The 10,987-nt window shown below is 73.9% G+C and carries 9 protein-coding genes; 5 read left to right on the top strand and 4 right to left on the bottom strand.

The features are described from left to right. The 3 genes from VER05_RS13980 to VER05_RS13970 all read right to left on the bottom strand — a co-directional run. Window positions 1-2,216, bottom strand: a 2,216-nt coding sequence (locus tag VER05_RS13980) for a carbon starvation CstA family protein (RefSeq protein WP_324845942.1), incomplete at its 3' end; no start/stop codon positions are given. Between the two features lie 183 nt (window positions 2,217-2,399). Continuing rightward, on the bottom strand, window positions 2,400-3,806 hold the full coding sequence (locus VER05_RS13975) for a cystathionine beta-synthase (RefSeq protein WP_324845941.1): 1,407 nt from the start codon (window positions 3,804-3,806) through the stop codon (window positions 2,400-2,402). Between the two features lie 89 nt (window positions 3,807-3,895). After that, window positions 3,896-4,756, bottom strand: a complete 861-nt coding sequence (locus VER05_RS13970) for a Bax inhibitor-1/YccA family protein (protein WP_324845940.1) — start codon at window positions 4,754-4,756, stop codon at window positions 3,896-3,898. Between the two features lie 268 nt (window positions 4,757-5,024). Between VER05_RS13970 and VER05_RS13965 the strand changes: the two genes are divergently transcribed. The 4 genes from VER05_RS13965 to VER05_RS13950 all read left to right on the top strand — a co-directional run bounded on the left by VER05_RS13965 (window position 5,025) and on the right by VER05_RS13950 (window position 9,053). Continuing rightward, complete coding sequence (locus tag VER05_RS13965; RefSeq protein ID WP_324845939.1) at window positions 5,025-5,996, top strand: ABC transporter ATP-binding protein; 972 nt, start codon at window positions 5,025-5,027, stop codon at window positions 5,994-5,996. Beyond that, a complete protein-coding gene (locus VER05_RS13960; protein WP_324845938.1) occupies window positions 5,993-6,817 on the top strand; it encodes an ABC transporter permease subunit in 825 nt (274 codons plus the stop codon). Before VER05_RS13965 ends, VER05_RS13960 begins: the two co-directional genes overlap by 4 nt. A 167-nt stretch (window positions 6,818-6,984) precedes the next feature. After that, window positions 6,985-8,358, top strand: a complete 1,374-nt coding sequence (locus VER05_RS13955) for a sensor histidine kinase (protein ID WP_324845937.1) — start codon at window positions 6,985-6,987, stop codon at window positions 8,356-8,358. 71 nt (window positions 8,359-8,429) lie between these two features. After that, entirely contained in the window at window positions 8,430-9,053 is a 624-nt protein-coding gene (locus VER05_RS13950; protein WP_414647631.1) for a response regulator, read from the top strand. A gap of 91 nt (window positions 9,054-9,144) precedes the next feature. On the opposite strand, the gene VER05_RS13945 is transcribed toward VER05_RS13950, so the two are convergent. Beyond that, the gene (locus VER05_RS13945) at window positions 9,145-10,377 is read right to left on the bottom strand and encodes an MFS transporter (protein ID WP_324845935.1); all 1,233 of its coding nucleotides are present in this window, start codon (window positions 10,375-10,377) and stop codon (window positions 9,145-9,147) included. 64 nt (window positions 10,378-10,441) lie between these two features. Between VER05_RS13945 and VER05_RS13940 the strand changes: the two genes are divergently transcribed. Next, entirely contained in the window at window positions 10,442-10,939 is a 498-nt protein-coding gene (locus VER05_RS13940) for a MarR family transcriptional regulator (protein WP_324845934.1), read from the top strand. The last annotated feature ends 48 nt before the right edge of the window (window positions 10,940-10,987 follow it).

Genomic DNA, 10,987 nt, shown 5'->3' with positions numbered 1-10,987 from the left:
CGGGACGGCTCGGCCGGGTCCTCCGACGACCCGATCCCGCCGGGCGTCCGCAGCGCCCGCGCGACCGTGATCACGGCCGCGACGAACAGCGTGGCCACGAGCACGACGAACAGGATCGACAGCGTCCCCTGGATCGCGGTGTTCCGGACCACGGCCCGCGCGTCCGCGAGCGCCGCAGGGTCGTCGATGCCGTCGGCGATCAGCTGCCGGTACTGCCGGTGCTGCGCCCAGTACCCGATGGCCGGGACGCTCGAGAAGATCTTCTGGTACGACGCCGTGAACGTCACCACGGTGTCCCAGGCCAGCGGCACGAGCGGGATCCACGCCCACCGGACGTAGCCCTTGCGCACCACCATCACGGTGACCACGAGGAGCGCGACCGCGGCGATCAGCTGGTTCGCGATGCCGAACAGCGGGTACAGCGTCCGGATGCCGCCGAGCGGGTCGGTCACGCCCATGAGCAGCAGCGACCCCCAGGCCGAGACGACGACCGCGGTCGAGATCCAGCCGCCGACCAGCCAGGACGGGTCCCGGAACCGTGGCACCCAGTTGCCGATCGCGTCGGACAGCTGGAACCGGGCGACTCTCGTCACCGCGTCGACGGCGGACAGGATGAACAGCGCCTCGAACATGATCGCGAAGTGGTACCAGAACGACATCATCCCGGTGCCGCCGACCACCTGGTGCAGGATGTTCGCCATCCCGACCGCCAGGGTCGGCGCGCCGCCCGTCCGGGACACCACGGACGGCTCGCCCACGTCCTCCGCGACCTTGTCCAGGGCCTCGGCGCCGGTCAGCGAGACCGGGTTGCCGTCGGCGTCCTCGGAGTCCCAGCGGATCTCGACCGGGTTCCCCGCGGCGTCCGTCACGCCCAGGTCGGCGATCGCGGCCTCGGCGCCGACCGAGGTCCCCTCGGTCATCACGGCCGGCGCGTTCATCGAGAAGTAGACGCCCTGGTTGAGCGACACCGCGGCGGCCAGCGCCATGATCGCGACGAACGACTCCATCAGCATGCCGCCGTAGCCGATCATCCGGACCTGCGACTCCTTCTGCACCATCTTGGGCGTGGTGCCGGAGGAGACCATCGCGTGCATCCCGGACAGGGCGCCGCACGCGATCGTGATGAACAGGAACGGGAACAGCGCGCCGGCGAACACCGGCCCCTCGCCGTTCGACGCGAACTCCGTCACGGCGGGCATCTGCGCGATCGGCCGGACCAGCACGATGCCGGCCGCGAGCACGAGGATCGTCCCGACCTTCATGAACGTCGACAGGTAGTCCCGCGGCGTCAGCAGCAGCCAGACCGGCAGCACCGCGGCGAAGAACCCGTAGATCACGACCGCCCAGGTCAGCGTCACCGGCGACAGGTGCAGGTGCTCGCCCCAGGACGACTCGGCCACCCAGCGGCCGCCCACGATCGCGGCGATCAGCAGCACGAACCCGATGACCGACACCTCGGTGACCGCGCCCGGCCGGACGAACCGCAGGTACAGGCCCATGAGCAGCGCGATCGGGATGGTGCACCCGACGGAGAACACGCCCCAGGGGCTCTCGGCCAGCGCGTTCACGCAGACCATCGCGAGCACGGCCAGCACGATCATCAGCATCACGAACACGACGACCATCGCCACCGTGCCGCCGAACTTCCCGATCTCGTCCCGCGCCATCTGCCCGAGCGACCGGCCGCCGCGCCGGGTGGAGAAGAACAGCACGAGCATGTCCTGCACACCGCCCGCCACGACCACGCCGAGGATGATCCACAGCGTGCCGGGCAGATAGCCCATCTGCGCCGCGAGCACCGGCCCGACCAGCGGGCCCGCGCCGGCGATGGCCGCGAAGTGGTGCCCGTAGAGCACCCGCCGGTCGGTGGGGTCGAAGTCCCGGCCGTTGTCGACCCGCTCGGCCGGCGTGGCCCGGGTGTCGTCCGGCCGCATGATCCGGCGCTGCACGTACAGCGCGTAGAACCGGTAGGCGATCGCGTAGGTGGCGACCGCGGTGACGACGAACCAGATCGTGTTGACCTGCTCGCCGCGCACGACCGCGAGCATCGTCCAGCCGACCGCGCCGGCCAGCGAGATCGCGACCCAGACGGCGATCCGCAGCGGGGTCCAGCGCTGGCGCGGGACCACGCCGACCGGCGTCCCGTCCTTCGCCCGGACGACCTGCGCCCGTTCCTCGTCGGTGTAGTCCTGCTCCTCGACGGTCGCCTGCGCCATGTGCTGAGCCCCTTCGCTCACGTGCGGTGCACGCGGGCGCGCTCGACCGCACGGAGGCGCGACGGCGCGCCCCGGCGGCTGGGATCGAGGCGCCCCCTGTGCCTCGTCGCCAACCTAACCGGGCCGGGGAAGCGCCTGCCACCCGAGATCGGGCGGCCCGGGTCGCCCCGGGCCGCGGGCCCGTCAGCGCGCCAGGAACGCCAGCAGGTCGTGCCGGGTGAGCACCCCGACGGGCTGCCCGTCGTCGACCACCATGAGCGCATCGTGCTTCTGCAGCGCCTCGCGCGCCGCCTCCACCGACTCGCCCGAGCCGATCAGCGGCAGCGCCGCCGCCATGTGCCGGTCCACCCGGTCGGACAGCGACGCCGCCCCGGAGAACACCGCGTCCAGCAGCTCGCGCTCCGACACCGACCCGGCGACCTCGCCGATCTTCACCGGCGGCTCCGCGCCGACGACCGGCATCTGCGAGACGCCGTACTCCTGCAGGATCTCGATGGCGTCGCGGACCGTCTCGTTGGGGTGCGTGTGCACCAGCGCGGGCACGCTGCCGTCCTTGGTGCGCAGCACGTCCGTGACCGTCGCGCCCGCCTCGGTGTCCAGGAACCCGTACGACCGCATCCACCGGTCGTTGAAGATCTTCGACAGGTAGCCCTTGCCGCTGTCCGGCAGCAGCACCACGATGATCGCGCGCGCGGCGGCCTCGGGGTCCTCGTCCTGGAGCCGGCGGGCCAGCCGCAGCGCGCCCTCGACGGCCATGCCGCAGGACCCGCCGACCAGCAGCGCCTCCTCACGGGCGAGCCGCCGGGTCATCGCGAACGAGTCCGCGTCGGACACGGCGATGATCTCGTCCGGCACCGACGGGTCATAGGCGGCGGGCCAGAAGTCCTCGCCCACGCCCTCGACCAGGTACGGCCGCCCGTCGCCGCCCGAGTACACCGAGCCGAGCGGGTCGATGCCGACCACCCGCACCGGGCCGCCGTCGGCCTCGGCTCGGTCGGCGGACGCGTCGTGCAGGTACCGGCCGGTGCCGGTGATCGTGCCGCCGGTGCCGACGCCCGCGACGAAGTGCGTGACCCGGCCGTCGGTGTCGGCCCAGATCTCCGGGCCGGTCGACGCGTAGTGGCTCGCCGGCCCGTTCACGTTCGCGTACTGGTTCGGCTTCCAGGCGCCCTCGATCTCGGTGACCAGCCGGTCCGAGACCGAGTAGTAGGAGTCCGGGTGGTCCGGCGGCACGGCGGTCGGGGTCACGACGACCTCGGCGCCGTACGCGCGCAGCACGTCGCGCTTGTCCTCCGACACCTTGTCCGGGCAGACGAACACGCAGCGGTAGCCCTTGCGCTGCGCCACCAGGGCCAGGCCCACGCCGGTGTTGCCGCTCGTGGGCTCGACGATCGTGCCGCCCGGGCGCAGCTCGCCCGAGGCCTCGGCCGCCTCGATCATCTTCAGCGCGATGCGGTCCTTCGCGGAGCCGCCCGGGTTGAAGTACTCGACCTTGGCCAGGATCGTCGCCGACAGGCCCTCGGTGACGGCGTTGAGCCGGACCAGCGGCGTGCCGCCGACCAGCTCGGAGATGTGCTGCGCGTACTTCACGGGTCTCCCAGGTGCGAAGGGGTGGGACGCACGACGGCCCCGCCGCCCAGCCTAGGGCCGGGGTGCGGGGCCGTCGTCGCGGCGTGCTGCTAGTCGCGGCCCTGCAGGATCGCGAGGATGCGCAGGATCTCGAGGTACAGCCAGACCAGCGTGACGATCAGGCCGAAGGCGGCCGACCAGGCGAACTTGGCCGGGACGCCCTGCTCGACGCCGCGCTTGATCGCGTCGAAGTCCATGATCAGGCTCGCGGCGGCCAGGCCGACCGCGAACAGGCCGGCGACGACGCCGATCGCGCCGTTGCGCAGCGGGCCGAAGCCGTCGCTGGACACGAAGAACATCATCACCACGTTGACCAGCGAGTAGGCCAGGTAGCCGACCATCGCGATGAGCAGCCAGCGCGTGAACTTCGGGGTGACGCGGACCTTGCCCGACTTGAACAGGAACAGCGCGGCGCCGAAGGTCGCGAACGTGGCGATGATCGCCTGCGTCACGATCGGCTGCACGTTCCCGGTGAGGTCGGTGGTCATGTTCTGGAACGCCAGGCTGATGCCGCCGAGGAACACGCCCTGCGCCACCGTGTACAGCGTGATGAGCAGCGGGCTCGGGTTCTTCTTGAACGCGTTCACCAGGCCGAGCACCAGGCCCGCGATCGCGCCGAGCGGCCAGATCTGCGGCGCGAGGTTCCAGGTGGCCGCCGCCACGACGACGAGCAGCGCGAGCAGCCCGCCCGTCTTGATGATGACGTCGTCGTAGGTCAGGCGGCCGGTGTCCCGGGTGGTGGCCGCGGGCGCGCCGTACATCTGCTCCAGCGACTGCGCCTCGATCACCGGCCCGGTGGCCGTGGCGCCGTACACGCCGGGCTGGGCGGTCGGCTGCTGCGCGCGGCCGCGGTGGCCGCGGGCGCGCGGGTCGCCGAAGACGGCGCTGTTGTTGAACACCGGGTTGGTCATCGGTCCTCCAGGGTCGGTTCGCGATCGAGCCGGCAGTGGCACTGACCCTAGAACGCCACGACCCCCGGGGAAGTTCCCGCAGGCCCGCAGCGGCCCAGGACCATCCCGGCGGGCGACCGCGCGGCCCCCCGGGTCATCCCCACGGCGGAGGGCGTCGGCCGTGCGGGCGAGCCGGCCGCCCCCGAGGATCGGCCCCAGGGCCGTTCCGCCGGCACCCCGCGGTCCGTAGGTTCGTGCCGTACCTGGAGACCACCCCTGTGAGGACACCATGATCGAGGCAAGAGGACTGACCAAGAGGTACGGTCAGAAGACAGCCGTCGCCGGCATCGACTTCACCGTGCAGCCCGGCAAGGTCACCGGCTTCCTCGGCCCGAACGGCGCCGGGAAGTCGACCACGATGCGGATGATCATGGGCCTGGACCGGCCCACGTCCGGCACCGTCACCGTCAACGGCCGCCCGTACGCGCAGCTGAAGTCGCCGCTGACCGAGGTCGGCGCGCTGCTCGACGCGAAGGCCGTGCACTCCGGCCGCTCCGCGACCAACCACCTGCGCGCCGTGGCCGCCACGCACGGCATCGGCCGCAAGCGGGTCGACGAGGTCATCGAGATGACCGGCCTGCAGGCCGTCGCCGGCAAGCGCGTCGGCGGCTTCTCCCTCGGCATGGGCCAGCGGCTCGGCATCGCCGCGGCCCTGCTCGGCGACCCGCGCACGCTGATCCTCGACGAGCCGGTCAACGGCCTCGACCCCGAGGGCGTGCTCTGGGTGCGCAACCTGGTCAAGCACCTCTCCTCCGAGGGCCGGACCGTCTTCCTGTCCTCGCACCTGATGAGCGAGATGGCCCTGACCGCCGACCACATCCTGGTGATCGGCCGCGGCCGGATCATCGCCGACGCCCCCGTGGCGGACATCGTCGCCGGCGCGTCCGGCACCCGGGTCCGCGTGCGCAGCCCGCAGGCGGGCCGCCTGGCCGAGCTGCTCCAGGGCCCCGACACCACCGTCACCTCGGTCGAGGCCGGGCTCATCGAGGTCACCGGCGCGACCGCCGAGGCCGTCGGCGAGCTCGCCGCCCGCGACGGGGTCGTGCTGCACGAGCTCACCCCGGTCGCCGCGTCCCTGGAGGCGGCGTACATGTCGCTGACCGCGGACGACGTCGAGTACCACTCCGCGCCCACCGGCGCGGGCACCACCGTCCAGCAGGGCACCGCGCCCGCCAGCACCCCCCAGGAGGCCCGGCGATGAGCGCCACCGCCACCGTCCCCGCGACCCGCGCCGCGGCCCGTCCGTCGGGCGACACCCGGGTCACCTTCGGCCGCCTGCTGCGGTCCGAGTGGATCAAGCTGTGGTCGCTGCGCTCCACCTGGTGGGTGCTGCCGATCACCGTCGTCGCCCAGGCCGGCATCGCGTGGATGATCGCGTACTTCGGCGTCCAGCAGTTCGACGAGTCCGGCATGGACTACACGGTCACCGCCGGCGACATCGTCGGCGGCATCCAGTTCGCCCAGCTCGCGATCTGCGTCCTGGCCGTGCTGGCCATCACCGGTGAGTACTCCACCGGGATGATCCGCAGCACCCTGTCGACGTCCCCGACCCGCACGCCGGCGCTGCTGGCCAAGGGCCTGGTCGTCGTCGCCGTCGCGTTCGTCACCGGCGTCGTCGGCACCCTGGTGTCCTGGGCCGTCACCTACCCCGTGCTCGGCGAGGCGCACCGCGTCGACCTGGGGCTCGAGATGAACCAGCGCATCCTGCTCGGCGCGCCGCTCTACCTCGCGGCGATCGCCCTGCTGGCCTACGCGATCGGCGCTCTGCTGCGGCACTCGGCCGGCGCGCTCGCGACCGTGCTCGGCCTCCTCCTGGTCGTCGAGAGCGTGTTCGCGCTGATCCCGTGGGCGTTCTTCGAGAAGATCAGCCCCTACCTGCCCATGTCGGCCGGCTCCCAGCTGGTCATGTCGGACAACCCCGACGCCGTGCTCGGCCCGTGGGAGGGCTACGGCGTCCTCGTCGCCTGGGGCGTCGTCGCGCTGGCCGCCGCCGCGGTGCTGCTCAAGCGCCGCGACGCCTGACCCGCGCGGCACCCTAGGGTGGCCCCGCCCCGGAACCCCCGGGGCGGGGCCGCCGCCGTCTCCCGGCGCCCCGGCCGCGCCCCGCACCCCCGGAGGACCCGCTGAGCACCGCACCGGAGCCCGCACCCGCCGCGTTCACCGAGCTGGACGCCCGGCGGCTCGGCCGCGTGCGCCGGTTCTTCGCGCTGCACCCGCGGGCCTCCGACGTGCTGGTGTGCGTGTGCTTCGCGCTGTCGGCGATCTCGTCCGTCGGGCCGGTGGTCGACGGCGCGGGGCCCAACGTCGGGTTCGCGGCGGACACCGTCGTCCTGTCCGGCGCGGCGGCCGCGCTGTCCGTCGCCCTGACGGTGCTGGCGCTCGTCGCCCTGTGGTTCCGCCGGCGGTGGCCGGTCCGGGTCGCCCTGGCGCTCGGCGCGGGCGCCGCCCTGCAGGTCCTGCTCACCGGCTCGGTGGGCGCCGGCGACGTCGCCTTCGCGCTCGCCCTGTACGTCGTCGCGGCGACCCGGCCGCAGCGCCAGGGCTGGCTCCTGCTCGGCGGGGCGACCGTCGCCGTGGCCGGGGCCTTCGTGCTGTGGGGCGCCGTGCTCCGGCCCGCCGGCGCGCGGTTCACGATCGACATCGGGTCGATCCTCGTCGCCGGCCTGGTCGCCCTGGCCGTCGGCGCCAACGTCCGCGGCCGCCGCCTGCACACCCGCGCCCTGGTCGAGCGGCACCAGCAGCTCGTCGACGCCGGCGAGCAGCACGCCAAGCTCGCCGCCGCGGCTGAGCAGACCCGCATCGCGCGCGAGATGCACGACGTGGTCGCGCACGGCCTCACCGTGATGATCGCCCTGTCCGACGGGGCGCGGGTCGCGATGCGCCGCTCGCCGGACGACGCCGGGGCCGCGCTGGACCTGCTGTCGGAGACCGGGCGCTCGGCGCTCGCGGACATGCGCCGGATGCTCGGCGTGCTGCGCGGGGCGGACGTGCCGCTCGAGCCGCAGCCCGGCACCCAGGACCTCGAGTCGCTGGTGCAGCAGTTCCGCGCGGCCGGGCTCACGGTCCACCTCACGACCGCCGGCCCCGCCCTGCCCGCCGACGCCGCCCTCGCGCTCACCGTCTACCGCGTGGTGCAGGAGTCGCTCACCAACGCCCTGCGGCACGCCGGGCCCGGCGCGCGGGTCGACGTGCTGGTCCGGCACGGTGCCGGGCGGGTCGGCATCGAGGTCGTCGACGACGGCGCGGTCGCGGAGCCGGTGGCGGACGCGCCCGGCGAGCCCGGGCGGCTCGGCCGGCTGGGCGAGCGCCTGGCCGTGCGCGCCGACGACCCGCTGGCCGCGCGGACCGACGCCGAGGGCGTCGCCGCGGTCACCCCCGCGGCCCCCGTCCGCGGCGGGCGCGGCCTGGTCGGCATGCGCGAGCGCGCGGCGGTCTACCGTGGCTCCGTCGCGGCCGGGCCGTACCGCGGCGGCTGGCGCGTGCACGTCGAGCTGCGCACCGAGGACGTCCCCGACGGCCCCGCACCCGCCGACGCCGCCACCCCGACCGAGGAGCCCGCGTGACCACCACCCCCGACGGCGCCGCACCGGCGCCGATCCGCGTCCTGCTGGTCGACGACCAGCCGCTGCTGCGGATGGGCTTCCGCCTGGTGCTCGACGACGAGGACGACCTCACCGTCGTCGGCGAGGCGGGCGACGGCGCCGAGGCCCTGCGCCAGATCGCCGCGCTGGACCCCGACGTCGTGCTGATGGACGTCCGGATGCCCGGCACGAACGGCATCGAGGCCACCGAGCGCATCGTCGCCGCCGGCTCCCGGTCGCGGGTGCTCATCCTCACCACGTTCGACCTGGACGAGTACGCGTTCGCCGCCCTGCGCGCCGGCGCGAGCGGGTTCCTGCTCAAGGACGCGCGCCCCGCCGAGCTCACGGCCGCGATCCGCGCCGTCGCGACCGGCGACGCCGTCGTGTCCCCGCGGGTGACCCGGCGGATGCTCGAGCTGTTCGCCGAGGAGCTGCCGAGCGAGTCGGCCGCCCCGGCCCCGCGCGGCGACGCCCGGCTCTCCGAGCTCACCCAGCGCGAGCGCGAGGTGCTGCTCGCGGTCGCCGAGGGCCTGTCGAACGCCGAGGTCGCCGAGCGGCTGTTCCTGTCCGAGGCGACCGTGAAGACGCACGTCGGGCGGATCCTCGCGAAGCTCGGGGTGCGGGACCGGGTGCAGGCGGTGGTGCTCGCCTACGAGTCGGGGCTGGTCGGGCGCTGACCCGGCGCCGCGCCCTCGCCCGCGCCCTCGAGTGGAGCGTTCTGCCCGACACGCCGGGGCGTGTCGGGCAGAACGCTCCACCGGACTCCGCTCAGGCCTCGCCGAGCGCCTCCTCAGGCGTGCCCTCGACCGCGCGCGCCGCGCGGTCCCACTGCCGGAACGTCAGCCTCTCGCCGACGGCCGCCGCCATCGCGCGGCCCTTCCAGACGAACGCCACGACGCCGACCAGCAGCACGGCGGCGCCGACCCAGTACGGCGCGGTCGCGCTCACCGGGTGCAGCAGCCCCGCGATCACCGGCGCCGGGGCGGCGAAGCCCCAGCGGACCAGGTTGAACGCCGCGGTCGTCGTGCGGCGCTCCGCCCCGCCGAGCCCGAGGGCCAGGTCGGTGAGGTTCGCGTTCGCGATGCCCATGCAGACGCCGGCCAGCACCAGCACCGCGACCGACTCGGCCGTGCCGGCGCTCGTCGCGAGCAGCACCAGCGCGACCAGCAGGCCGCCGATCGCCACGCCGACGGTCGCCACCGCGCCGATCCGGTGCGCCAGGCGGTGGCCGACCACCAGGATGCCGACCGCCAGGCCGATGCCCCACGCGGTGAACACCAGGCCGAGCGGGATCACGTCCAGGCCGAGGAACACCGGGGTGTAGCCGAGCACCACGAAGAACACGAAGTTGTACGCGGCGGTGACCACGCACAGGGTGCGGAAGGCCGGGCGCCGGAACGGCTGCCACACGTCGCGCAGGGTCAGCGCCGTCGGCGGGTCCTGAGGGTCGCGGAGCCGGGTGACCGACATCGCGAGCGCGATCAGCATGAACACGCCGCACGCGGCGAACGGCACCCGCCAGGAGATCTGCCCGAGCAACCCGCCGATCAGCGGGCCGACCGCGAAGCCGAGGCCCACGCAGGTCTCGAACAGCTCGACCACCCACTCGCGGTCGGTGGCCAGGGCGACCAGCAGCACCATGGCGGTCGCGAAGAACATCGCGTTGCCCAGGCCCCACAGCCCGCGGAGCACCGCGAGCTCGAGGATGTTGCCGGACAGCGCGGCGAGCACCGCGGCCGCGGCGACGACGGTCACGCCCGTCGCCAGCACCTTGCGGTAGCCGTAGCGGCCGGTGGCGATGACCGCGGGGATCATGCCCACCGCCATCACGACCAGGTACGCGGTGAACAGCAGCTCGATCTGCCAGGTGGAGGCGCCGATCTCCTCGCCGATCACCGGGAGGATCGGGTCGACCACGGCGATGCCCGCGATCGCGAAGAACGCGGTCAGGGCCGTGGCGTAGATGGCGGTCTTGTTCGGTTCGGGGTGCCGACTGGGCATGCGTGTCCTCGGGGAGTCGTCGTCGGGTATGTCTGTACTATACAGGCTTATCGCCCGGCGAGTCGTGGCAGACTTCCGGGGCCGACCCGAGGACGAGGTGACCATGCAGCCGGACGACGCCCTGCGCACGATCGAGGCCCAGGTGGCCATGCTGCTGCGCCTGTCCGACCGGACCCGGCGCGCCGGCGCCCGCGCCCGCGGCGAGATCGAGCGCTCCGCCTACCTCGTCCTGGGCGTCCTCGCCGAGGAGGGCCCCACGAGCGTCAACGCCATCGCCGACGCCCTGCGCCTCGACCCGTCCACGGTCACCCGCCAGGTCCTCGCGATGGAGCAGGCCGGCCAGGTCGTCCGCGCCGCCGACGCCAGCGACGGGCGGGTCACCCTCGTCCGGCCCACCGACGCCGGGCTCGAGGCGCTGGAGCGCACCCGCGAGGTCCGCGCGCGGCTGTACGGCGAGGTCCTCGACCACTGGTCCGCCGACGACCGGGCCGACCTCGCGCGGCTGCTCACCCGGCTCAACGCCGACGTCGACACCTGGGGACGCGCGCACGGCAGCCGGTGAGACGCGTGCCGCTCCTGCGTGACGCGCCCTCGACGACGACCTACTCTC

It is taken from the genome of Cellulomonas sp. (assembly GCF_035634735.1).
Taxonomy (GTDB): Bacteria; Actinomycetota; Actinomycetes; order Actinomycetales; family Cellulomonadaceae; genus Cellulomonas.
Note: the sequence above shows the minus strand (reverse complement) of the source record. Positions and strands in the feature narration are given on the sequence as shown.